We start from the raw sequence: 26785 nt of genomic DNA, 5'->3' as shown, positions 1-26785 counted from the left end.
TACAGGCTATCAAGAAGCAGCATTCGTTAGGAATGTCATAATGAGTCCGTATCTGAAACAGCAGCAAAAAAAACTCCTCGCCATGGGCACAAGTATTCTCTTTGCTTGTGTCAGCACGGCATGCACCACGTCTTCAACCTCGAATGATGCTGAGCAAATCACGGTCTATACCGCGGTTGAAGCGGATCAATTAAAGCGTTATCAATGGGAATTACGCAAAGCACATCCTGAATTAAAAGTAAAATGGGTACGTGATTCAACAGGTGTGATCACTGCAAAATTATTAGCAGAACAAAAGAATCCACAAGCCGATGTAGTGATGGGACTTGCTTTGACCAGTTTATTGGTCATGGAAAAAAAAGACTTATTGCAACCGTATCGCCCGAAGCATGTCGAACAACTTAAAACTGATTTTTATAGCCAAAAAGACATTCCAACATGGACAGGCATGACCGCTTGGGAGTCGGTTGTTTGTGTCAATACTGTTGAATTGGAAAAGAAAAAACTACCGATTCCGCAAACATGGCAAGACCTGACTAAACCAATTTATAAAGGGTTAATCGTGATGCCAAATCCGGCATCGAGTGGTACAGGCTATTTGGATGTGACTGCATGGATGCAAATTTTTGGTGAAAAGCAAGCTTGGCAATATATGCAGGCACTCGATAAAAACATTTCTCAATATGTGCATTCAGGCTCGAAGCCTTGCAAGATGGCGGCTCAGGGTGAAACTGTCATTGGAATTTCGTTTGGTTATCCGGGCTTTAAGTTGAAATCACGTGGTGCGCCTTTAGAAATTGTCTATCCGAAAGAGGGGCTAGGTTGGGAAATGGAAGCCTCAGCCATTGTCAAAGGTACGAAAAAACTCAGCAGTGCAGAGAAGTTTATTGATTGGAGCATTAGCCAAGCTGCCAATGAAGCTTATGCACAAAACTTTTCAATGGTGGCACATCAAAATGTTCACAGCAAAAACCAAGACTTCCCAAAAAATCTTGCGCAGCAATTGGTGAAGAATGATTTTTATTGGGCAGCTGAACAGCGTGAATCAATTCTAAAACAATGGTCAGCAAAATTTGAAAAGTAATTGAATCATGTACACACAACAAGCTATTCAGAATCAGTTATTCAAAATTAACGATTAAAAACTAGGTGCAGTATGCAAATTCCATCGCATTTACAAAATAGTAGGACAGGGCAAGCCATGCCAAATTCGGCAGGGCATCTGCTCTCAACTTTAAGAACGTTTAAAATGGCAGAATCAAAAACAGTGCTTGAAGTGATGGATATTCAAAAATCTTTTGGTTCAAGCCGTGTCTTGGAACACATTAACCTTGACCTGAAAGCAGGTGAATTTGTTAGCTTTTTAGGTCCATCAGGTTGTGGTAAAACGACATTGCTACGCATCATTGCTGGGCTTGAACAGCCTGATTATGGCAAAGTGATTAAACAACAAATTGATATTACTCATTTTAATACTGCAAAACGTAAATGTGGCATTGTTTTCCAAAACTATGCACTCTTTCCAAACTTAACAGTGGCGGAAAATATTGCATTTGGTTTGCATAAAAAACACTGGTCAGCGCAAGAGATTCAATTTCGTATCAATGAATTATTAAACTTAATTGAATTGCCCAATATTGCAGAAAAATATCCCAATCAATTGTCAGGTGGTCAGCAACAGCGTGTGGCTTTAGCCCGTGCGATTGCGCCCAATCCTGATGTTTTATTGTTGGATGAACCTTTGTCCGCTTTGGATGCGTTGGTACGTTTAAACCTCCGCCAAAAAATTCGTACCATTCAATGTCAATTAAATTTGCCTGCGATCATGGTTACGCATGATCAGGAAGAGGCGTTAAGTATTTCTGACCGTGTGGCGGTGATGAATAAAGGTGTGATTGAACAACTCGATACACCACATAATATTTATTACAAACCGCAAACCCGTTTTGTAGCACAGTTTATTGGTTCGATGAATTTTATACAGACAGTGGCGGTCGATACGCATCGTTTAAAAATGAATGAGCATTCTTTTATTGAATTTCTACATTTAAACTTTGCCCAAGATGAACATTATGAAATTGCTTTTCGACCTGAAAATGTCAAATTAGTTGCTGGAAATGAATCTTCTACTGAATATTTAAATTTAGCTGTACGTATTGTCAATACTGAGTTTTTAGGCGCAAAACGTCGTTTATTCTGCATGGTACAAAACCAAAATCAGGCCGATGACAATATATTGCAAGTTGATGTGGATCATCAACATATGGCGGTTGTGCAAGATGCAATGTATCTGCAAGTGCCGATTCGTGACTTACATGTGTTTGATTCACGAGGGCATGCGAGATGTTAAATCAGTCTGCCGCAGATGCTTTATTAAGTAGTCAAACAGCACATCGTTTTCGTTATTCATTGCGTTCAAGTGCGGTGTTGTTTGTCGCAGCAATTCTATTCACCTTGAGTTTGATTGCACCCTTAATCGTATTGATGCAAAGCGCATTTTTAAATGAACAGCATCAATTTGTCGGGTTGGATAACTTTACAGCTTATTTTTCTAATCCGGCCTTAATCTCATCGATTTTTAATTCGATGTGGATCGCCATTACAGCCATGTTGATTACGGTGAGCTTGGCAAGTGTTTATGCTTTTGCATTGATCAATTGCAATATTCGAGGCAAAGCTTTCTTTAAAACCGTGGCATTTTTACCGATTCTTGCACCTTCACTTTTGCCTTCATTGGCTTTGGTGTATTTGTTTGGTCAGCAAGGTGTTTTTAAGGGCATGCTGGGCGAGGTGGAAATTTATGGTCCACTAGGCATTTTGATCAGTTATTGCTTTTGGCTATTTCCTGCCATGGTCATGTTGATGATGGGTGCATTTCGCCATATTGATCAACATTTGATTGAGGCTTCTCATGCTTTAGGAAAAAATACACTACAAACCCATTGGGCTGTGACTTTTCCTGCGATTCGTTATGGTTTAGTCAGTGCCTGTCTGGTGGCATTTACTTATGTCATTACCGATTTCGGGATTCCTAAAGTGATTGGCGGCTCATTCAATATGATGGCGTTGGATGTGTATAAGCAGATCATTGGTCAACAAAATATGAACATGGGTGCCGTCATTTCGATTTTGTTGCTCTGTCCTGCGGTGTTGGCATTCATTTTTGATCGATACCAAAGTCGTCATCAGGAACGCTATCAAAATTTCCAAATTCAGCCTTATCGTTTGCGTGCCAATCCTCGAATTGAAAAAGCATTAACTGTATTTTGTGGGGTGATTTCAGGCGGTATTTTACTGATTATTGTGACTGCGATTCTCGCATCATTCATTCGCTATTGGCCCTATGATTTGTCAATGACCTTAAATCATTATCGTTTTGACTATGTTGATGGTGGTGGTTGGGCAAGTTATTTTAACTCAATCAAACTGGCATTGTTCAGTACAGTTTTCGGTACGATGATAATTTTCATCATTGCCTTATTTAGTACCCGTTTTAAAGCACATCCTTTACTTAAAAACTATGTAAAAGTCTTGGTGTTATTACCTTTGGCTGTGCCTGGCTTGGTGTTGGGTATTGCTTATATCTTGTTCTTTAATGCACCGCAAAATCCTGTGTCTTTCGTTTACGGTACGATGACGCTGTTGGTGATTTCAACCATTATTCATTATTACACTGTGCCACATTTGACCTTAACGCATGCGATTCAACAGATCCCGAATCAACTTGATCATGCTGCACAAAGTTTAGGATCTTCACATTGGACAATGTTCCGCAAAGTATATTTGCCTTTAACCTTTCCTGCGCTGTGTGATGTGTTGGTGTATTTATTTGTCAATGCTATGACTACTGTTTCAGCTGCGATTTTCCTTTATTCACCTGATACCAATTTGGCATCGGTGGCGGTGCTGAATATGGATGATGCAGGTGATACCGTGGCAGCTGTGGCGATGAGTATTTTGATTTTACTCACCTCATGTGCAGTCAAGTTGCTGCATTGGTTATTCACTCGGAAAATGATGGTGTCAACACAACGTTGGCGTGAGCAAACACATTCATAACAAATTGATCTTTCAGTCAATCTTTTTAATTAACTAAACCATTTGAATTGAACGCTTTCTTTTAGGCGCTGGGGATTTTGCGTGCTAAAAAAAGTAGATAAGGTGGAAAAGACAATGAATACAGCACAATTCGACTTAATTATTGTCGGTGCAGGCATTTTAGGATTATCGGCTGCGATCCAAGCGGCAGAGCAAGGCTTAAAGGTACAAGTCTTTGAAAAATATGTACAACCTATAGGTGCGACTCGCCGTAACTTTGGCATGGTTGGGACTTCGACGCTAAGCCGTCCTGATGCGAAATGGCGTGAATATGCTTTGGCAACCCGTGAATTTTATCAACGGATTCAGGCACAAACCGATATTTCATTTCAACAGCGAAATGGCTTGTATCTTGCGAATACTGAACTTGAATGGCAAGTATTAAACGAGTTTGCTCAAGCTGCAGCTGATTATCAGATTCCTGTAAGTCTATTGTCTAAGAAGCAACTGTTTGATCAATATGCTTATTTAAACCCAGAGACTGCGCTACGGGGCGGTATGGTATTTCATGAGGATTATTCAGTTGAGCCACATTTGGTGGGACTGCGTTTGTTGCAATATGCCGAAAAACTTGGTGTACAAATTCATTGCAATGCCTCTGTGGTACTGACGCAATTTAACCAAGGTATGGCGCATATTCGCTTGGCATCAGGTCAAACATTTACCGCAAATAAAGTCATGATTTGTCATGGTGAAGAGACACAATTGTTGTATCCCGAGCTCTTACAACAAAAAGGTTTATTGCGTTGTACTTTGCAAATGGCATTAACCAAACCGCTAAAAGTCAATCTCAAAGCTTCGATTTATTCAGGATTGTCGATCTCTCGTTATCCCGCTTTTGAGATTTGCCCAAGTCATCAAGATTTACGCAATGAATCGCAAATCGGTTTAGTTGAAAAATACGGTATTCATATCCTGATCAAACAAAATGAATTCGGACAAATTATTTTGGGCGATAGCCATGAATATTATCCAATTGAAGACCTACCACAATTTAATCAACGTGAAGAAATTAACCAATTCATTTTGCAATATTGCAAAGAAAATATTGGCTTAGAACTACCTGAAATTGAATCTCGTTGGAACGGTTATTACCTGACTCATCCTACGGAATTGGCTTGTGTGATGGAAGCTGAAACCAATATTTTCCTTGTCAGTGCGATTGCAGGCAAAGGCATGACCACAGGCGCAGGATTTATGAAAGAAATGTTAGAAAATTATATTTTGTAATCTGGTTTAAACCAGATTTATTTATACTGTATGAAATTGAATAAAGGTTAGGCGAAATGAACGCACAAATTGAACTTGCAAACACAATTGAACACGATGTTGAAAATAAATACTTACTGTTGACACCAGGACCATTGTCTACATCGAAAAGTGTGCGTCGTGTGATGCAACGTGATTGGTGTACTTGGGACAAAGAATATAACGCATTGGTTCAGGAGATCCGCAGTCGTTTGGTGGCGTTGGCAACTGCAAAACCTGAACAATATAGTGCTGTGTTGATGCAAGGCAGTGGGAGTTTCTCTGTAGAATCCGTGTTAGGTTCGGCGATTCCAAAGGATGGCAAAATTTTAATTATCAATAACGGGGCATATGGCGCACGCATGGTGCAAATGGCTCGGTGTTTGAAAATTCACGTGGTGGAATTACGTTACCCTGAAATGCAAATCCCTCAACTGGCTGATATCGAAAAAGCACTTGAAGATGACAATATCACTCATGTGTCATGTGTGCATTGCGAAACCACCACTGGTTTATTAAACCCAATTCAAGCGATTGGGCGCATTGTCAAAGCTAAAAACAAAGTGTGGATTGTCGATGCGATGAGTTCTTTTGGTGGCGTGCCAATGGACATTGCAGAGCTCGAAATTGATTTCTTGATTTCAAGTGCCAATAAATGCATCCAAGGCGTACCTGGCTTTGGTTTTATTTTGGCAAAACGTGAGCAATTACAAGCGTGCAAAGGTTTGGCTTGTTCAGTCAGTTTAGACCTATATGACCAATGGAACACCATGGAACAGCATAATGGTAAATGGCGTTTTACTTCGCCAACTCATGTGGTGCGTGCTTTTTATCAAGCACTTTTAGAATTAGAACAAGAAGGCGGAGTAACCGCACGTTATCAGCGTTATTTCAATAATCAACAACGTTTAGCCGCAGGTATGCAAGCGCTTGGTTTTGAAATGGTCTTAGATCAAGATGCACCACAATCTCCAATTATCACTACATTTTTATATCCAAATGAAGCCGATTTTAGCTTCCAAGCCTTGTATGAAAATCTGAAACAAGCAGGGTTTGTAATCTATCCCGGCAAAGTCACCAACTTAAATTGCTTCCGTATCGGCAATATCGGAGAGGTTTATTTAGATGATATTGAACGGCTTTTAACAGCGATTGAGCACTATCGTATTTGATTGGAATTCACAGCTCCTTTTCTTATGCCATTTATGGCTCAGGGCGGAGGTTTGGATGGGGAGGTTATAAGTCCTCTCCCTAGTTCTCCTTTTAAAAGGAGCGGGCGCTGCCATTAGAAATTAAATATTACGCAAAACTTAACTTACGCAAGACAGCTATTTTTAACTTTGAGAAATGAATAGGATAACCTTATGAACACTTCAAATTCAGCATTACAAGCCGTGGTTTTTGATTGGGCAGGTACAACAGTAGATTTTGGTTCACGCGCACCAATTTTGGCATTTATGGCTTTATTTGCAGATAATAAAGTTGAAATTTCAATTGAAGAAGCACGTGCACCAATGGGTTTGGAAAAACGCGATCACATTGCGGCAGTTTTGAAAATGCCACGTGTTGCAGAAGCGTGGAAGCAGGCACATGGTGCTGAAGTGACTGTGGCGGATATTGACCGTTTATATCAGGACTTTATTCCATACCAATTGAAAAGTATCCCAAGCTGCTCAAAATTGATTCCGGGGGCATTAGAGGCATTTGCTGACATTCGTGCCCGTGGTGCAAAAATTGGCAGTAATACTGGTTATGCTTCGATGATGATTGGTCAATTGGTGCAAGATGCAGCTGATCAAGGTTATGTGCCTGACTGTACTATCACAGCCAGTGATGTGAAACATGGTCGTCCATATCCTGAAATGTTGTGGAAAAACCTAATTGAACTTGATGTGTTAGATATTAAAACTGTGGTGAAAGTGGATGACACAGTGGTCGGCATAGAAGAAGGTTTAAACGCTGGTTGTTGGACTGTGGGCTTGGCCGTCAGTGGGAATGAAGTGGGGCTAAGCTTCGAAGAGTGGTCTGCACTTTCAGCGTCTGAACAACTAAGTTTAAAAGAAAAAGCATACGCAAAAATGAATGCTTCAGGTGCACATTATGTAATTGATAGTATTGCTGACTTACCTGCGGTATTGGATGCGATTGAACAGCGTTTAGCAAATGGTGAAAAGCCTTAATAGATGATGAATACCAGTCTTTATGACTGGTATTTTTTTAGAGCTGAAATATAAAATCTTTTTTGTTAACTCCCTCATACTACTTGAAAATGATGAATTCCTGAGAAATAGTTTAATCAGCATGAGTGTATACTGGGTTGTTTGTAGTGAACAAAACTAAGATTCAAATCTATTTAATTAGAAGATGAGTACGGGTTTCCAAAATTATTTTTATACAACCTATGTTGCCGAATAGCTTCCATTCAATGTTTTGCAATGTAAGCTGCCCTACAAATAGTGATGACTATTCACATGTATTTGTTTAGGTGGTATTTAACCAACGGGACGATTTTCTTGGCTTCACACAGCATCTCTAAAGTTGTATCTCAGCTTTTTCAGTAAAATGAACTGATGAGTTACTTTTCATTCTTTTCATATCCAAAACAACAAAGTCATCAACGCCCCGTAATATGATTGAGGAATATTTTAAATATTATCAATGGGCTTTCTTGAATATGAGAAAGCTGCAAAACCTCTTTCTTTTGGGTGAAGAGGCTAGCGATCTAATTAGATAAGTAAGCGACTTACAAAATTTACACAGTTAAGTGAATAAACGTGATAGATCATGAAAATCTTTCAGCTACTGAGTAAGCTCAAAACTGGAAAAATAACTTAATGTGCTTTTAGAAAGGCCGAAAAGAAGAAATTCAGCAACAGTCAAAACTAAAAGATATAAGGACACTGCGTGATTTAGTCAAACAAATGCAGTCATTTCATTTACGCAATCAACCAGAATAAATGTGCCTACACAACTTTGAATATATCCATAACCAAGGAGGGTAAATAGGATTGAGTAAATAAGGCTTTTAGATGACAGCTTTATTTATGAGGAGCACTATGCAAAAAAACAAAAAATGCATGGTTATAGAGGATTTATAACGTGAATGATGCTGATTTCTAAAGAAAAGAAATCAAGATAGCAGGGAAATATATGAAACAGACTTTACTCACCGCTAGTATTGTGGCTTTGGCCACATTGGCTATGCCAGTTTTTGCTTCTGGTTTACAGAGCGTTAGCAGCAATTATGTGGCTTCTGATTATGCAAAAACCAAATATCCAGTGGTATTTAACCATGGGATGTTTGGTTTTACCCGACTCGGTCCGACAGCTTTTGGGATGGATTATTTTTATCAGGTTCTTCCCGATTTGGCACGGAATGGTGCGACGGTTTATGCGACACAGGTTTCTCCACTAGAATCCACCGAAGTTCGTGGCGAGCAGTTGCTACAACAAGTAGATGAAGTTTTGGCACTCTCAGGAAAGTCAAAAGTTAATTTGATCGGTCATAGTCATGGTGGACCAACCATTCGTTATATAGAAGCCATTGCACCTGAAAAAGTCGCCTCTCTCACTGCTGTTGCTGGAACGTTTAAAGGATCCAAAGTGGGGGATGATATGTTGGATAATCCTAGTGAGAAATTTTTATTTACAGTCCTAGGACAGTATATCGTTGCGCCAGTGGAACTACTCCTACAAGGTAATCCTGATTTGCCAATTAGTCTGGATCGCTCATTGAAATCATTAAGTGAAAAGGGTTCTGCAGAATTCAATGCAAGATTCCCAACTGCGGCAATCCCATCTGATTGTGGCAATGGTCAGAAGATTACCAGTAATGGGGTTTATCATTACTCGTGGACAGGTAAAGCTCAAGCAACCAATCTACTTGATGTCATTGATGTTGCCATTTCCACCATGGCACCGAGATCTTATAAAAATAATGACAATGATGGTTTGGTTAACCGTTGCAATGCACATTTCGGCCAGGTGATTCGAGACGACTATAATCAAACTCACCTAGATGAAATCAATCAGATTTTAGGGTTAAAAGCATGGTTTGGACCAGATCCTGTGTCACTTTATCGTCAACAGGTCAATCGTCTAAAACTTGAAGGCTTATAAGGGAATATTATAAGCAATAGACTCTAATATTTTCAAAATTAATATTAAGCGTATCATAAGGGAGTCTGAATATTCAGGCTTCTTTTATTTTATTTAGAACACAATGATTGGATTTAGGTTTAATCTTTTCTAAAAATTTAGATTTTTTTATCTATGAATAGAAGGCTGATAATGATTTATTAGAGATCCTTGCAGAAGGGGAAGATGACATCCATGTCGATCATTACACTTGTCTTTAAGACTAGCTTTATGCTGATATCCTTATATAGATCATACTGGTATCGACTTTATAAAAAATCCACTTTTCCAGTTTTTACATCATAAATACCACCCGCAATGCCAATTTCACCTTCTTCGACCATCTTTTTCAGTACTGGGCTATTTCTTAAGATATAGGCAATATTATTTTGCACATTTGCAATGGTCACCGCCTGAATGAAATTACTGGTGAGTTGGTAATCAGTCATTTCTTTATGCACGTTTTCTGCCGCCTGCATAATCGGTTTAAGAAAATATTGTACATGTGGGGTTTCGCTGAGTTGAGTGATATCCTTTTTTTGTTCATACATCTGACAAGCTGCTGTCACTGCACCACAGTCTGTATGGCCCAATACTAAAATTAATTTGGAACCCTTACTCTTACAGGCGAACTCTAGAGAGCCCAATACTTTTTCGCCCGCAATATTTCCAGCAATGCGTAGACTAAATAAGTCACCAATACCGACATCAAAAATCCGTTCTGTTGGCGCACGTGAATCCATACAGCCTAGAACTGCTGCAAATGGATGCTGTCCAGATTGTGCAGTGACCTGAATTTGACGAGCAATATTATGATAAATCCGTTCATGGTTAACGAATCGTTGATTGCCTTCTTTGAGTAGCTGAAACACTTGTGCAGGCGTAAGTTGTCGTTGAATTTCCTGAGTACTGACGTCAATATCCAGTTCTTCTTCTTTAATTTCAGGATAATGTATTTTAAAGCCAATTAGTTTTACATCGATGCCATTTTCTGCAGCTGTTTCATCTCTAAAATCTTTAATCACTTGATATACATCCGGATCAATATAATAGGTATTCGACGCATCGATCACTACAGTATCACCACTGACGATTTTCTCTAAGGCAGAAACCAACGCTGAACGATTTAAAAAACTAATATTGGGTGCCAGTTCAATACGGGTAATATTTCCATGTAAATGTGCTTCGTGGATGATACGAACACCACGGAATAAATTATTTTTTAATACAATGATAAAGCTAATCAACAGCCCTAACAAAATACCGATAAGCAGATCCGTCGCGATAATTGCAACAACTGTTACAATGAAGGGTAGAAATTGCTTCCATCCTTGAGCATAGATTCGTTTAAAAAGTGAAGGGCTGGCTAATTTTACGCCAGTTAAAATTAAAATAGCGGCAAGGGAAGATAATGGAACAACATTGATTAATGGTGTCAGAAATAAAACTGCAATAATCAATAAAATACCGTGAAAAATTGCAGAGAATTTAGTCTTTGCACCACTTGCTGCATTGACTGAACTTCGAACAATCACTGAGGTAATCGGCATACCTCCAATTAAACCAGACATGGTATTTCCGATACCTTGGGCCACTAACTCTTTGTTTGGCGGAGAGGCACGCTTTTGCGGATCCATTTTGTCCGCAGCTTCTAGATTTAATAGTGTTTCAAGCGAGGCGACGATCGCAAGCGTAATAGCGCCTGTATAAATAATAGGATTATTCCATTGAGTGAAGTCAGGGAAACTGATAATTGATTCAACACCTGAAAAGATATTGGGAAGATTGACCAGATGTTCAGTGCTGACTGCGAGGCTGGAATGGGTACTGATAAAAAAATAGTTTAAGAGTCCAGCAAAAATAACCGCAATAAGTGCAGAGGGTACAACCAGTTTTTTTAAAGGTGTTTTATCCCACAATAAAATAATGAATACACTAGAGATACCAATGATTGCCGCACCATAATCAAGATGCTGTAATAGGCCTGTCCCTTCGGACCAACGTTGTTGAAGAATTTCGGTTTTAATCCCAAAGAGTAGAGGAAGCTGATTGATAATCAAGATTAATCCGATGGCAACAAGAAGCCCCATAATCACATTGGTTGGGATAAAATTTGAATATGTCCCCAACCGAAATAACCCGAAAAATAATTGGATGAGACCCGCTAAAACTAAACAAAATAAAAAAGCTTGGTAGTTGCCTTCAAGTTTATCCAGTTGCGTTAAAACAATAGCGGTAAGCCCAGCAGCGGGACCTGACACACTGATATGAGAACCACTCAAATAACCGATAACGATTCCACCAATGACACCCGCAATAATACCGGAAATCAAGGGTGCACCTGAGGCACTGGCTATACCTAAACAGAGCGGTAGAGCAACTAAAAAAACAACTAAACCTGAGAGCAAATCATTTGTATAAAACTTTCTTCTGGGAACCAATTCCTGTTGCATAAATATTCTCGGCAAATTTATAAGTTTGATATGCATTCGGATACAGCCTGTTTCATGCTGTACACCAAACTTGCCTAAGTTAGATGAGAATGTGTCGGTAAACTTTAATAAAGACCAAATGACAACAGATTATGAAAGAAACTCTATATCAGCTTTACAAATGATAAATTTTTCTGAATATTAAAGAAATTCTTAAATATTTATTCGAACAATTTAGTTAAATTATAAGTATTTTAATACGTTAATTTTAATTTGATTTTTAGGTTTTTGGCTAAAAAGTGCTGATTAAGTCTGTATAACTTATGGCTTGAGCAATAAGGAATGGTGATGTATTTGTTTTTTAATAGGTAAGTTTTACTTGCGAACCGTGAGATTTTTTTCCAAAAAATGATTCAGATGTAAAACTTATATTGTTTTTATATTGGGTTTTGTAGGGTTTATGAAATATTTTAGAAAATATGTTTTTTCACGTGAATTTAGTTGTTTGTTTGAATGAGTAAAAATGAGTATTGTGGTGTTTTAACTACACAATCCTTGCGGATATATTTACTTTATCTACTCATCTGTTGGTGCTATATCATGTGAAAAAACATGTTATATTTCATTTATTTCTGAAATGGATTTTCAAATAAAACGGTTTGTTGAGTACAACTCGCTTAGTAGGGTGCAGGAGCTGATACAATTTCATTAAAAAATACTTTTTACCTTCATGACTATTTTTAATATTATTCACAATATTGATTTTGAACACTTTTGAGCTATAAATGTCAAAAAATATAAATGGATGGATTACTAGATGGATAATTATTTAAGGGACTAAACTGAAGACGACATTCGTTTTTTTAAAGCTAATCAAGCATATTAACAAGTCAGATATTTATAAATTATAAATATTTTTAATAGCTTAGTGTTTATTGATGTGATTCTGAAATTGTGTATAAAAACAATGCGGATACTTGATCAATAAATATTTGTAATGGGGGGATTTATGGTCGTTTTATCCTATTTAAAAAACCAAAACAAACATTTCAACGCCGTAAAAAACCAACAAATAACGATTGCAGCTAAAGCAAACATTATTATCTGTATCGCATTTTGCCTATTTTGGACAATATATTTTAGCTTTGCTGAGATGTGGTTCATTGTTTGTATTGATATTTTTTTTACAACAATGTCTATCTTCAGCTTATTTTTGATTTATATACATCGGATTTCAGCGGGCATATTGGTTTCACAAATTGTCCTCTTTGTTTTTCCTGTGGTTTTTTGCTTAATATTTGATGTCGCCACAATAGATCACCCCAGAGTTGCGCATTTATTTCTTCCAGCAGGAGCCATATTGGGATATTTGAATTATCGAAGAGATCCCAATGCTTTACAGTTAATTTTAATTATCTTATCCATTGCCGCTTTTATCTTTTTTAGCGGGAGTGCGTTTACTTTAGATGGAGCAATACCTTTAGCTGAAAGCATTCGAGCTTATGGTGGTTGGATTGCAATATCCGTTGCCACTTTAATGATTTGTATCTCAATTTTTGTGATGCAATTGGAGTTGCAAATTGAAAACAAGTTGGTGCAGGATCTACGTTTAGCGCTTTCAAAACAACAGTTTGAGCTCTTTTATCAACCTCAAGTAAATTCTTCTGAAAAAATTATAGGCGCTGAAATTTTGCTACGTTGGCGTCACCCGACGCTTGGTTATATCCCAGCAAAAGATTTTATTCCTGTAGCGGAAACTTTGGAGTTAATGCCTAAAATTGGAGATTGGATACTGATTCAGGCAAGCAATGTATTACAAGACTGGCGTAAAAATGAATCTACAAAAGATCTTACACTTTCAGTCAATATAAGTGCTGATCATTTTATGCAAGAGAATTTTGAGCAAATCGTGACCTCTATGGTGCAGAGAAATGCAGTGCTTCCATCCCAACTCATATTAGAAATAACTGAAAGGGTTGCGTTAAATAATATTGAAAGTGTTATAGAAAAAATGGGCTTTCTGGATAAAAATGGCATTCAGCTTGCTTTAGATGATTTTGGTACAGGTTATTCGTCATTAAGCTATTTGCAGAAAATGCCAATTAGCCAAATCAAAATTGATCAGAGTTTTGTGCAAGCGGCTTTAGATGATGAGCGGTGTAATAAATTGGTATATGGGATTGTTAAGATTGGGCTTGATTTAAACCTGCGTGTTTTAGCAGAGGGGATTGAGACCGTTGAGCAATTTAATCGCTTTCAAGAAAATGGTTGTACTGAATTTCAAGGCTACCTATGGGGATGTCCTATGCCTTTAACGGATTTTATGAACAAAGTAGCTGAGGAAAATCATTAAAGTTTGCGAAAAGTGATCATAAGAATAAGAACTGAAATTTAGCTTTTTATTTCGAATACAACAGTTTCAAACATAGCTTAGTGCTTCGCGTTGCTGTAATAAAATTCAATAAAAGTAGGTATATAGAAATAAAACATAGAGTATGTTTTAAACTATTAACTATAAAAAAATTTAATTAATTAAATATGTTTTTCTCTGGCAACTATTTAGTTGATCTAATTTAACCTTTAAGTATTGTTAAGTTTATCTACACAGTTGTATATTAAATAGTCTGTTTTTAACATTGAATGTTATTAATGATTATTATGGCAAATCAAAAGCTTAAAAAAATATATTTTTTATCTATAATTTCGGCTTATCCACTCTGCTTATATGCCGCTGACATACCATCGAGATCAGGTATAGTGGATTTAACCCCTGAAATTATTCGTCAAGATCAACGTATCAATGAGCTTGAAAAAAAGTTAAATGATGAAAATATATTATTAACTCCAAAACAAAAAACCGAAAAACTGGGACGTAAGCATGTTGTCGTTTCCGAACAGCCATGCTTTGAAATAAAACAACTCCACTTCATCATAAATGATCCAGTACAAAGTAAAAATCAAAATATTTTCAATGGTTTGTTCTATGACTTAAATCAGTCTAACTTTGTTATAGGGCAATGTATAGGCACTCAAAGCCTACAGAATCTAGTGAAATATGCGCAAAATGAGTTGATCAAACAGGGATTGATTACCACTCAAATTGTAGTCAATCCACAAGATTTAACTCAAGGTAATTTAGTTTTAAATATACATGTAGGGCGAATTCATCAAATCTTTTCTAAGGACAAATCTGTAAATAAAATAGAGATATTCAATGCTCTACCTTTAAAAAATAATGAAATTTTAAATCTTAAAAAAATTGATCAAGGTTTAGAAAATTTAAAACGAGTTTCAAATCGAGATGTGGATATCCAGATAGAGCCCGCTGTAGTTCAAGATGGTACAGAACTCGTGGGCTATAGTGATCTTATCGTAACATCTAGACCTTATAAAAAATTAGGATTTAGTTTGGGTGTTGATAATTCAGGTTCAAAAAATACAGGAGAATATATCGGTAGTTTAGGGATTAGTTTAAACAATCCTTTGCATTTGAATGATGTGCTCAATATCAACTTAAGTCATTCATTGGATAATTGGAATGAAGACTTTAATCAAAGTATTTATATCCATTATTCAATTCCATTTGGTAATTATGAGTTATCAGCAACCCATAATGAATATAAATATGAACAAAAGATCGCGGGCTTTAATGCACCGATTTTATATAGCGGAAAAACCAAACAAAGTCATTTGACACTTTCACGTATGATTGGTCGTGGTACAGGTTATAAAACCAGCATTTATACCAAGGGTTATCATAAAGAAAATCAAAATTTTATTGAAAATATTGAAGTGGGTGTACAGCGCAGAGAAACTGCTGGATGGAATGCAGGGATTCAACATCGACAATATATTGGCTATGCATTACTAGATTTGAATCTTGATTATCGACGCGGTACAGGCGCATTGAATGCTCAATCTGCGCCAGAAGAAAGAATTGTAGATATTTTGGGTCGTCCTTTACCAGTAGAAGGATATGCTCGTGCTCCACTGTGGAGTGCTGATCTCCGTTATTCGAAACCTTTCACCATTTTAAATCACCCTGTCCAATACCGCTTAAATTGGCGTGGGCAATTTGCACCTAAAATTTTAGTTCCTCAAGACCGTTTTTATATTGGTGGACGTTATAGCGTCCGAGGCTTTGATGGCGATGTCATGCTGTCTGGGGATAACGGTCATTATTTACAACAAGAATTTAGCTGGAATTCACCTATTCCTGCGACTCAGTTTTATGCAGGGATAGATCAGGGATGGGTCAATGGACGGAATAGTTATTCTGGCCAGCGTCATCTCATCGGGAGTGTATTTGGTACACGTAGTTATTTTAAAGGTACGTATTTAGATACCTTTGTGGGTCATGGAATACAAGCGCCTAATCGCATTAAAAAAGAATGGGTTACGGGTTTTAACTTGAATTTTTCCTACTAAGCAAAAAAGGAATTAAAAAATGAATAAAAATTGTTATCGCATTATTTTTAGTAAAGCAAAAAATATGTTTATTGCTGTGGCTGAAAATATTAAAAGCCAGACAAAGACTACAGGACAAAGTGCTGGCTTAAATCGTGCAAAAAAATCAGATTACACACCTTTTCATCAAACATGGCAAGTAAAAGGCTTGGTTGCATCGATGAGCTTGTTTATGTCGTTCGCTCCTGTCTATGCGCAAATACAAGTTGCCCCGAACGCCCAAGCCTCACAAAAAGCCAGCATAGGTGTTGGGCGTAATCAACAAGGTCAAAATGTCCCTGTTGTTAATATTCAAACACCTAAAAATGGCGTATCTCATAACGTCTATAATCAATTTGATGTATTACAGCCAGGTGTTGTATTAAATAACAGCCGCAATGGTGCAGGTTCTGTGATTGTTGGGAGTGTGGGGGCTAATCCTTATCTACAAATAGGTGAAGCAAGAGTGATTCTCAATGAGGTGAACTCTTCCGCAGCATCGCAATTTAAAGGAAATTTAGAGGTTGCTGGACAACGTGCCGATGTGATTATTGCCAATCCATCAGGAATTAATATTCAAGGTGGTGGTTTTATTAATGCCAATAAGGTCATTTTCACCACTGGTAAAACACAGCTAAATCCTGATGGAAGTATTCAGCAGTTTGTGGTGGATCAAGGAAAAGTCAATGTTGGCTCAAATGGAAACAACTTAGGGCTGGGCGGTAATAACAATAATGCTGATTATGTCGATATTTATGCCAAAGCAGTTGAACTGAATGCCCAAGTTCATGCCAATCAAGCCTTACAAGTGGTTACGGGGTCAAATACGATTAGTGATGACTTAAGTTCAATTACGCCCAATCAAGACAATAGCACTACTCCAACATTTGCACTGGATGTGAAAGCACTTGGTGGAATGTATGCCAATAATATCTTTATTATCGGTACGGATAAAGGTTTAGGTGTGAGCAATGCAGGGACCATTCAGTCACCACAAAGTTTAGTCATTACCAGCGCAGGTAAAATCGAAAATACGGGTACGCTAAAAAATACCAATCCGCAGGGTAGTCTATTGAGTATCAGTACCGGTGAGGGTGCAGATATAGTCAGTAGTGGGTCGATGATCAGCAATGGTAATTTACTTTTGGAATCGGGCCGAAACATCACTTTTGATCGTGCTCGGTTAGAAAAGCAGGGAGCGGATAATCCAAATATAATTTCTGTCAGTGCTAAGGGTGATGTCAATTTTAAGAACAGTAGTAATGTCCAGAATTTTGGTCAAGGTGGAAATCTCTACATTGATGCGAAGAATATCAATCTTGATAGTAATATGAATATTGGGGTCAATGGTAGTATTCAATTGGTTGCTGATAATAATATTCGCATTCAAGACTCTGGAAATTTTTCAAGTATTAACGATATTTATATTCAAGCTAAAAATAATTTAAATATTGAAAATGCAAATATATCGGCTAATCAAGGTGATATTAATCTTGTTGCTAATGGCACTTTAAATGGAAAAAATATTGATATCAATGCTAAGCAAGGAACACTGAACATCCAGTCAAAACTTGATTTAAATTTAGTGCCAAAAAAAGAGATCACTTATGATAAAAGATTTCCAGATTATCCTTTAGACATATATACAAAAAATGTTCTCTCGGGACTCAATGGTGTAAATTTATTTTCTTCTGACTTAGGGAAAGTTAGTCTTGAGAATACAAATATAAATGCTGAAAATGGTATTATTCAAATTTATGGAGGGAATGGAGTTGATTTAAAAAAACAATTTAATAAGTCTATACAGGAGGCTGAATATGGATTTAAATTTTATCTTCCTTTTCCAATATTTGATTACAATGAATTTTCATCGAAAGGGCTTTATTTAAAAAGTAATAAAGATCTCAATATGAAATATGCTTCTATTAATACAATTGGAGGAGGAATAAATATTGAGGCTTTAGGTGAAACTACCATTATAAATTCAAATCTAAAGTCAGATAAAAATATACAAATTGTTTCAGATGATATTCTTTCAAAAGGTTTAGATATTAATTCAGGTAAAAATATTGCTTTACAGTCTAAAGGTTTAAATGTAACAGAAGGTTCAAAATATAATGCAAATGGTATGGTTTCTTTGGTTGGTGAGGGAGGAGTCGGCTTAATAGATAATGAAGTTTCTTCGAAAGGATTTTATTTAAAAAGTAATACAGCTGCAAGCTTAAAAAATACATCTGTTAATACAATAGGTGGAAAAATAAATATTGAAGCTGTGGAAGATATTTATTCTGAAAATTCAACTCTAAAGTCAGATAAAAATATTGAATTTTTTTCAGATGGAATTTATTCAAATCGTCTAAATGTTAACTCAGATCAACATATAGCCCTAAAATCTAAAGGTTTAATTTCTTCAAATGACTCAAATTTTAATGCCAAAGGTATTCTTTCTTTAGTCAGTGATGGCGTACATAGCGCATCTGAAACCAATTATAATGGTGGCGCAATATTAGTCGAAGCTAAGAAAATAAATGAAAATAGTACAGTTTCCTTTAAAACGACGAGTACAGATATTTTAAAAAATGATGCTGATTTAAATAAATTAAATGGAAACTTATCGATACAAACTGAACAAACACTGAAATTAACTCCAACCATGAATATCAATGCTTTTGGTGATTTGGAGCTGGTATCTAAAAAAGGAGACTTAGTTTTAGAAAGCCAAGGCGGAAGCAAAGGCCGAGGATCAGAAAGCTTAGTTTCATTGATTAGTAATAAAGGAGGAATGAAACTAGAAGGGAAAAATGTCAGTATTGAAGCAGCAAAAATCAATGCTGAAAAAAATATTGAAATAATATCATCACAAGGCAATTTGAAAATTGATGCAGTTAAAAACACTTTTCAAAATAGAGAAACACTTTTTAATTCAAGGGAGTTTTTAGATGATTATGAAAATTTAAAAATACAATACAGTAAAAACGATGATTCATTTTCTTTTGCAGAACAAAAATTCTTTAAAAAATATCCAGTTGTGCCTATCTATACTCGAACATTTATGGGCTATAAGTCAACGATTTTTACTCATTTCTTATCGGGTCAATTTTTGCCTGTAGATCAAGTTTATAAATTTAACCTAGATGATAAATATCCTGATTTATTTACTGATAATAATGGCTATAGTCATATAGGTAGCAATATAACAAGTAACTCAGGCAACATCTCTTTAAAATCTAAAAAGGGCATTTCAATTAGTGGTTCTGAGTTAACAGCTAAGGCGGGAACAATCGACATAGAGGCGCAAGGCCCTCTAGATCAGACTTATACTGCAACGGCTACACAAGGTGTGGGTGGTCAACCGAAAAACTTCGATGCGAGTATTATTATAGATGGAACACAAGATTTCTATGATAAAGGCAATGAAAATGATGCAAATTATAGTTTTAAAACTTTAGTCAATCCGACTGTTCTTAATGGTTTCAATGGTGTAAATCTAAGAACAGTTGGCACAAGTGCCAAAGATAACTTGGTCTTACAAGCAACAGGTATTGTTTCGCAAAATGGTAACGTTAAGATAGAGTCGTTTAAAAACATTCTTTTTGATGCGGCTATAGAACAAAGCTATGATCGTAGAACGACGACCCAAAAGAGAAAATCATGGGGTGGTTTAAAGAAAAAATATATCACCACGAAAACCGAAAATGATAATATTGATGCGGCATCAGTTGAAATACAAGCAAAAAATATTTCTATAGAAAGTAAAGAGATTAATAATCCTAATAATAGTATAGATATTTATTCAGGTAAATTTAATGCGGAAGGAAATATTTCTATACGATCAGGAGGAAATATTAACTTTTATACTGCGAATAACGTTTCAACAAGCAGGGAAGACATCACCAAAAAGTCCTCATTTGCGGGAATTAAGTACAATCGTTCAAAATCCAATTCTACTCGCACCCAAGTGTCACAAATTCCAGCAACATTGAAAGCTAATTATATCGGCGTGAAGTCAGGTTTTGATACGCGACTTATAGGCACTGAATTTAGTTATTTAAGTGGGGCTGAAATTGAGTCTGGTGGGAAAATTTTTATCGCACCTGCAATAACAAGAATTGAAGATGTTGTAAAAAAAGAAAAGAACTCTGTTGTTTGGCAGTCTATGCAAGACAAAGGTTCCATCACTGAAACAGCACAATTGCCAAGTTTTAATGGACCAACAGCTCCAACTTTCCAAGCTGATGGCGGTATTAGTGTTCAAATACCAGTAGGCGAAAAAGACCAAAATAAAGTACAAATTCGAGATGAAATTTTAAAACTGGCAAACCAACCGGGGAATCAATATTTAAAAGACTTTGTAAACCGCAATGATGTGGATTGGAATAAAGTCATTCTTGCTCAACAGGATTGGGATTATAAATCTCAAGGTTTAACAGGAGCAGGAGCGGCAATTATTGTTATTATTGTTACTGTCTTGACTTCTGGTGCCGCTTCTGGCGCTGCAAGTGCAATTTCAGGATTAACCAGTGGTACTTTAGGTGCTGGTGCAGGGGCTGCATTAGGTGCGGGGGCTGGTGCAGCTGTAACAACGCTAGCAACACAAGTAAGTATTAGCTTGATTAATAATGGTGGTGATATAGGAAAAACACTTAAAGATTTAGGAAGTAAAGAATCAATTAAAGGCTTAGTTACATCAATTGTAACAGCTGGATTATTAAAACAAGTTGGATCAACACTTAATCTAAAACCTGACAGCACATTGTTATCAGATCGTTTAATTAATAATTTTACGAACTCTATAGGATCAACCCTAGTACAAACCGCAATTAATGGCGGTGATCTAAGTGAAAATCTGAAAAAAGCTCTATTAGCTGGTCTTGCAGGGGCATTACAAGGTGAACTTGCTCAGCAAATAAAAGGTTTGGAAGGCAACTATGTATTACACAAGATAGCACATGCTGCGGCTGGTTGTGTTGCTGGTGCATTACAAAAGAGCTGTGAGGCTGGGGCTATAGGTGCAGCGATTGGTGAGATCGTTGCGGGGGCTATTCCTAGTAATAAGCCAGTAGATGAAATGACGAATGAAGAACGGATTGAATATGGGAAAAAAGTACTAGGACTTTCTCAGTTATTGGCTGGTACAGTTTCTGCGATGGCAGGTTATGATGTTAATATTGCAGCAAATGCTGCTAATGTAGCTATTAGTAATAATTATTTGACATCGAAACAGGTGGTTGAATTAGATAAAGATATAAGAAATTGTGGTGGTGATAGTAATTGCTTAAAACAAGTTGATAATAAATATTTTGGTAAAAATGGTTATTTTGCAATTAATCAAGAAGCATATTTAAATTGTAAAACTTTAGAGTGCAAATTAGAACATGAAACAGCGAGGCAAGCTGGGATTTTGACTAAAAAGAATACTCCATTTGCCGACTATAACTTACAAACCAAGTTTAATAATATGCAAGCAGCGTCAGGAATTGGCTTGTTAAAAAATGCAGATAGCGATAATGCTTTTATTCAGAGCACATCAAAAATATTAGCTTTTATTGATGTAAATTGTGGAGGAACTATAAATGCAACTTGTAATACAAAATGGCAAAACTATCAGGAAAAACAGCAATCAGATATCATGCTTTTATTGGGATTGGTTGCTTCAGTTGGTGGAGGAGTAGTTACTACTGCAGCAATTAGAGGATGTTTAGCCAATACAGCGGCTTGTAATGTATCATTTCGTGTCGCAATAGATGGTTTGTTTACAGATGGGGCAATTTATGGTCCAGGTGCGGCAGGTGTCACTTTAGCGGCCCGAAATCAAATGCTTAAAGAGGCTGATCAATTAAAAGGGCTCTATACTAACGTTGTTTTAAAACAAGAATATAAGCCATTAAATGTTTCATTATGTAGCGGTTCTGCCTGCTTTGTTGCTGGAACATTAGTAGAAACAGACAGAGGGTTAAAACCAATTGAACAATTGAGAAATGGTGATCTTGTTTGGTCAAGAAACGATTCAAATTTTAACTATGAATATAGTGCTGTCATTGGTACGAAACAGACAGAAAATCAAGTTATACATAAAATTATAGTTAAAAATGAGGAAAACCTAGAAGATACAATATTTACAACTGAAGAACATCCATTTTGGATAAAAGATAAAGGGTGGTTGAAAGCGGCCTTGTTACTATCAGGCATGAAACTTTTGGATAGAAATAATAGAATTATTGAAGTTTTAAGTCATGAAAGATTAGCATACACAGACACTGTTTATAATATTGAAGTAGAAAACACACATACATATCATGTCGGTAGCATTGGCACATGGGTTCATAATGCTTGTTGCGAAATCAAGGATAATAAATATGTATTTAATAATTTACTTCCAGAGCGCTTAGCTGATGAGATGGCTGATGCTAATCGTTTGGGTGTGAAGCCTATAGCTGTTTCAGATAAAGGATTTGCAGGAATTGTGGCTAATGATGGGCATTTAAAATATGCAGTTACTGAAGATGGACGTTTGCTTTTTATTCCTAAAGTTGTAGATGGGGTAGAAATTAAACATGCTGTAATCACTGGTGGGAAACCAGTATTAACTGCTGGAGAAGTCCAAATTGCTGCCGATGGTAAAGGGGGATTTATTGCTTTTGATTTAGACCAAAATAGCGGGCATTTTTTAAATGCAGCTACGAAACTCGAAAATCAGGTTGTAAAGGCTGTTGCTGAGGCTGCATTTAAAAACAACAATATTAAAATATATTAATCATGAGGATCTTGTAGATGCTAAATTTAAAAAAATGGAACGATTTAACAGATGAACCATTAACTCTAGAAAATGTAAAAAAAAGATATACCCATACAGGTAACTATAGAATTCAATCGAATCAATGGGATCCAGCTGATAGTATAAATGGTTTTTGGGCTCATTCATCTGGTATTACTACTTACTTTATTCAAGAAGGAACAATGTCATTTCGAAATAGAGATACTGACGAGGAAATCACTGTTAGTCCAGGGGATATTATCAAATTACCTAGAGGTGATTATGTGTTTAAAGTTGTTGGAAATATTCGAGTGGAGTTAATACAAGTAAGTGAGCTTCCAGATGGTTGGGGTTAAAAATGAAATTCTAGATGTCTGAATCTAATCTACCAAATTTTGGTTAGATTAGCCAAAAAGAGATTGGGTTTTGAATGGAGTAAGACCCAATTCTTTTAGTTTAATCTCTGTGCTTTCATGATTGTAGTCATGGGTTCAATTAACATATCAGTCTTAGCTGATAGGACTTCCCGTTACTACAATCAATGTATTTAAAATAGCCTAAGCTTGACTATTCTAAAATGATAAAAAGCTTATTTGTTCATCCATTTTTATTATAGATGTGGAGTACTAAGAAAATGAATAAAACCTTACTTGCTACGATAGCAACAGTATTTCTTTTTACGGGTTGTGCATCAGTTCCCCTTACTAATAAGGAATTGAGTGCTACTGCAAAACAGTTTAAGCAACCTGAACAGGGTAAATCTGGATTGTATATCTACCGTACTGGCGGATTGGGTACGACAATTAAAAAAGACATTAAAATCAATGGTCGTTGTATTGGTGAAACAGCCCCTAATATTTTCTTCCATGAAGAAGTTGCTAGTGGTCAGGAATATACCATTTCAACTGAATCTGAATTTTCACCAAATGACCTTAAACTTCAAGCAAAGAGTGGAGAGAATTATTTTATCAAACAGTATATCAAACCAGGTTTGCTGGTCGGTGGAGCTGGACTGAAATTGGTGGATAATGCACAAGGTCAAAAAGCGATACAAAAACTAAAACTAGCAGAAAAGGGCAAATGCGGTAAATAAAATATCGACGCTTCATCATCTGACGTCGGTTGAAAAATCATGCATTTTGAATGTTATATATCTGAAAACCTGGGCAGCTAACATGATGATCAGCTGCCCAGATTATTTTTAATGACTGCCCATTTTATTGATAATTCTAATAGGCACCACCGTATATCCTTGACCACTATCAGGTCTTGGTTCTAAGAACGCTTGAATTGGCAGGTCAGTAATAGCGTTAGCTCGCCATAATCCCACGCCATTTACAAGTTCAGTCACAGGTTTCTTTGTTTCCAAATCATTAATCCAAAATACACAACCTTCTTGTTTATTTGGATTTAATTCATAACCGACTTGGTATTTTTTATTTGGTTCAATATGGACTTTGACTAAATTGGTATAGTTATAAGAACCTTGACCACACCAAATTTGTAAATCATGTTCACCAGCGTGCAGAATTAAAGGCTCTTTGAGTTGATGGTAGCCATTCTCTACTTTCTTTTTATCTACTGCAAAGACAAAAGCAATCGTGTCTGCTAAATATTTACGATCATAGAGATCACCAATGATGGTTGCTGTTTGTGATGATGCTTGAGGCGGAGAATAGTATTCAATAGCTGGTGTATTCTTGGTTGTACTGATACAAGCAGTAAAAATGATCGGTACACTTAGAATTGAGACTTTAAAAAATAGATGCATATTCAATCCCTCTATTTATTAATAATGACTGGCATATAAATTTGTTGAGGTTGATTTACTACTGTATGAGCAAATTGCTTATCTGTGACTGCTTCACCGGTAGTTAAATTTTCAATCCAAAACTGAATACCTTGTTTATGGCTGTTTTTATCCGCTTGATTGGTTTTGATTTGATATTTTTGCCCTGTTTGAGCAGTAAAATTGAGCTCACCTGAAGAAAATAATTGCTGAGCATCAGAGGTGAAGCGAACAGTTGTCTGTGTAGGTAGAATGGAATAGGTTTTATTCCAGTCTTTTGATTGGTTTAATGTGGCTTTGCCATTGATTTGATTAATATAAATACGAGCTTTTATGAACTTTAAAGGGGTGCTCGTTTCTTGGAAACCTTGAATTGTTGCGAGTTGTGCTGAATCAATATTTTGAGGTGTTTGATAAAGCAGCTCTTTTGGGATTTCTGCAAGTGCAAATGGTGAAGAGCATAAAGCAACAAATAAGGTTATTTTGATCAATTGATTATGCATAAAATAAACCTCTAAAATGAGAACACTATTTTTAGAATTTTACTAAGTATTCTGACTTAGCAATATATTATAAAGAGGGTTGGTTTAATATGCTAAACCTATAATTATTTTAATGGCTTTTTTTGAAACTTTATTATACCTATAGAAAGAACACATTAAAATTTGGGATAAAAAATCCACTCAAGATAAACCATAAAAATTATTCAAATCCATAAAATAATTCAAAAACAGTGTTTTACTAAATTAGCTTACAATTTTAACCACAAGCGTGTCGTAAAATGCTAAGTCAGTGTCGTCTTATGTAAAGTGAACTGCATCTGCTGTGTTGTAGTTTTAATCATGATTTTTAAATATTGATAAAAATACGGCATGGATAGGGAAATGGCATTGAATAAAGCAATACGGTTTTATGAAACAGGAACACCAGATGTTTTGCAATATGAAGACATCGATGTTGGTGAACCAGTGGCAGGGCAAGTGCGTCTGCGTCATGTGGCAGTTGGATTAAATTATGCTGACACTTATTTTCGCGATGGCACATATAAAATTCCACTGCCAAACGGTATGGGCGTAGAAGCGTCTGGTGTAGTCGAAGCCGTGGGTGAGGGTGTAGATCATATTCAAGTGGGTGATCGAGTCACTTATACCGGTTTTTTAAATACTTTAGGTGCTTATAGCACTGCACGTTTAATCTCAGCTGATGTATTAATCAAACTACCTGAAGAAATTTCTTGTGAAACAGCCGCAGCAATGACCATGCGGGGTTTAACCTCGGCTTATTTAATGCGTCGTATTTATGACTTTAAAAAAGGGGACAGCATTTTATTACATGCCGCCGCTGGTGGTGTGGGCTTGATTGTATCTCAATGGGCAAAGTTACTCGGTTTAACTGTGATTGGTACAACCTCTTCAGAAGAAAAAGCACAAATTGCCCGTGCACATGGTTGTGACCATGTCATTAATTATAGCTATGAAAATGTTGCAGAACGAGTACGAGAATTAACCGATGGAGTTGGTGTAAATGTGGTCTTTGATAGTGTTGGTAAAGATACGTTTATGGCATCGCTTGATTCGTTAAAACGCCGTGGCTTATTGGTTTGTGTGGGGACTGCTTCTGGTGCAATTCCAGAATTTAACCCCGTCTTGTTGGCAATGAAAGGCTCTCTATATATGACTCGTCCAGCACTGGCAGATTTCATTGCTGATCCTATAGAAAAACAAGAACTTGCCAATGAACTATTTGACCACGTCCGACATGGACGCATTAAAATTGAAATCAATCAACGCTATGAACTCAAGGATGCAGTTCAAGCTCACAGTGATCTAGAAGCACGTAAAACCACAGGATCATCAATTTTTGTCATTTGAAGGGATGTCT

The 26785-nt window shown here is 36.6% G+C and carries 16 protein-coding genes; 13 read left to right on the top strand and 3 right to left on the bottom strand.

Annotated elements, in window-relative coordinates:
- The first annotated feature begins 52 nt into the window (after nucleotides 1-52).
- The 7 genes from MTO68_RS16070 (at nucleotide 53) to MTO68_RS16040 (ending at nucleotide 9465) form a co-directional block, all read left to right on the top strand.
- Nucleotides 53-1084: a putative 2-aminoethylphosphonate ABC transporter substrate-binding protein gene (locus MTO68_RS16070; protein ID WP_244015987.1), complete on the top strand. Its 1032-nt coding sequence runs from the start codon at nucleotides 53-55 to the stop codon at nucleotides 1082-1084.
- A 72-nt stretch (nucleotides 1085-1156) separates the two neighbouring features.
- Complete coding sequence (locus tag MTO68_RS16065; protein WP_244013452.1) at nucleotides 1157-2350, top strand: ATP-binding cassette domain-containing protein; 1194 nt, start codon at nucleotides 1157-1159, stop codon at nucleotides 2348-2350.
- Nucleotides 2344-4059, top strand: coding sequence for a putative 2-aminoethylphosphonate ABC transporter permease subunit (locus tag MTO68_RS16060; RefSeq protein ID WP_244013450.1), 1716 nt, complete (start codon nucleotides 2344-2346; stop codon nucleotides 4057-4059). The genes MTO68_RS16065 and MTO68_RS16060 overlap by 7 nt, the downstream gene beginning before the upstream one ends.
- 114 nt (nucleotides 4060-4173) lie before the next feature.
- Nucleotides 4174-5328 carry a TIGR03364 family FAD-dependent oxidoreductase gene (locus MTO68_RS16055; RefSeq protein WP_244013449.1) on the top strand — a complete coding sequence of 385 codons (1155 nt, stop codon included), beginning with the start codon at nucleotides 4174-4176 and terminating at the stop codon, nucleotides 5326-5328.
- A 56-nt stretch (nucleotides 5329-5384) separates the two neighbouring features.
- The gene (gene phnW / locus MTO68_RS16050; RefSeq protein WP_244013447.1) at nucleotides 5385-6518 is read left to right on the top strand and encodes a 2-aminoethylphosphonate--pyruvate transaminase; all 1134 of its coding nucleotides are present in this window, start codon (nucleotides 5385-5387) and stop codon (nucleotides 6516-6518) included.
- Nucleotides 6519-6710: 192 nt separating this feature from the next.
- Nucleotides 6711-7526, top strand: coding sequence for a phosphonoacetaldehyde hydrolase (phnX, locus tag MTO68_RS16045; RefSeq protein ID WP_244013445.1), 816 nt, complete (start codon nucleotides 6711-6713; stop codon nucleotides 7524-7526).
- A gap of 970 nt (nucleotides 7527-8496) precedes the next feature.
- The gene (locus tag MTO68_RS16040; RefSeq protein WP_004822959.1) at nucleotides 8497-9465 is read left to right on the top strand and encodes a triacylglycerol lipase; all 969 of its coding nucleotides are present in this window, start codon (nucleotides 8497-8499) and stop codon (nucleotides 9463-9465) included.
- Between the two features lie 287 nt (nucleotides 9466-9752).
- Here MTO68_RS16040 and MTO68_RS16035 read toward each other — a convergent pair whose 3' ends face one another.
- Nucleotides 9753-11936: a solute carrier family 23 protein gene (locus MTO68_RS16035; protein WP_244013443.1), complete on the bottom strand. Its 2184-nt coding sequence runs from the start codon at nucleotides 11934-11936 to the stop codon at nucleotides 9753-9755.
- 988 nt (nucleotides 11937-12924) lie between these two features.
- On the opposite strand from MTO68_RS16035, the gene MTO68_RS16030 reads away from it, so the two are divergent.
- The 5 genes from MTO68_RS16030 (at nucleotide 12925) to MTO68_RS16010 (ending at nucleotide 24208) form a co-directional block, all read left to right on the top strand.
- A complete protein-coding gene (locus MTO68_RS16030) occupies nucleotides 12925-14268 on the top strand; it encodes an EAL domain-containing protein (protein WP_244015986.1) in 1344 nt (447 codons plus the stop codon).
- A 404-nt stretch (nucleotides 14269-14672) separates the two neighbouring features.
- Nucleotides 14673-16343 (top strand): ShlB/FhaC/HecB family hemolysin secretion/activation protein, encoded by a 1671-nt coding sequence (locus MTO68_RS16025; RefSeq protein ID WP_244013441.1) that lies wholly within the window; start codon nucleotides 14673-14675, stop codon nucleotides 16341-16343.
- A 19-nt stretch (nucleotides 16344-16362) separates the two neighbouring features.
- Entirely contained in the window at nucleotides 16363-23115 is a 6753-nt protein-coding gene (locus tag MTO68_RS16020) for a DUF637 domain-containing protein (RefSeq protein ID WP_244013439.1), read from the top strand.
- Nucleotides 23116-23132: 17 nt separating this feature from the next.
- Complete coding sequence (locus MTO68_RS16015) at nucleotides 23133-23471, top strand: cupin domain-containing protein (RefSeq protein WP_244013437.1); 339 nt, start codon at nucleotides 23133-23135, stop codon at nucleotides 23469-23471.
- 278 nt (nucleotides 23472-23749) lie between these two features.
- Nucleotides 23750-24208, top strand: coding sequence for a DUF2846 domain-containing protein (locus tag MTO68_RS16010; RefSeq protein WP_244013435.1), 459 nt, complete (start codon nucleotides 23750-23752; stop codon nucleotides 24206-24208).
- A 108-nt stretch (nucleotides 24209-24316) separates the two neighbouring features.
- Here the strand turns inward: MTO68_RS16010 and MTO68_RS16005 are convergent, their stop codons facing one another.
- Both MTO68_RS16005 and MTO68_RS16000 read right to left on the bottom strand, forming a co-directional pair.
- Nucleotides 24317-24886 (bottom strand): hypothetical protein, encoded by a 570-nt coding sequence (locus tag MTO68_RS16005; RefSeq protein WP_244013433.1) that lies wholly within the window; start codon nucleotides 24884-24886, stop codon nucleotides 24317-24319.
- Between the two features lie 11 nt (nucleotides 24887-24897).
- Entirely contained in the window at nucleotides 24898-25407 is a 510-nt protein-coding gene (locus tag MTO68_RS16000; protein ID WP_244013431.1) for a hypothetical protein, read from the bottom strand.
- A gap of 381 nt (nucleotides 25408-25788) precedes the next feature.
- On the opposite strand from MTO68_RS16000, the gene MTO68_RS15995 reads away from it, so the two are divergent.
- Nucleotides 25789-26775 (top strand): quinone oxidoreductase, encoded by a 987-nt coding sequence (locus MTO68_RS15995; protein ID WP_244013429.1) that lies wholly within the window; start codon nucleotides 25789-25791, stop codon nucleotides 26773-26775.
- The last annotated feature ends 10 nt before the right edge of the window (nucleotides 26776-26785 follow it).

The organism is Acinetobacter sp. NyZ410 (genome assembly GCF_022828975.1).
GTDB lineage: Bacteria > Pseudomonadota > Gammaproteobacteria > Pseudomonadales > Moraxellaceae > Acinetobacter > Acinetobacter guillouiae.
Note: the sequence above shows the minus strand (reverse complement) of the source record. Positions and strands in the feature narration are given on the sequence as shown.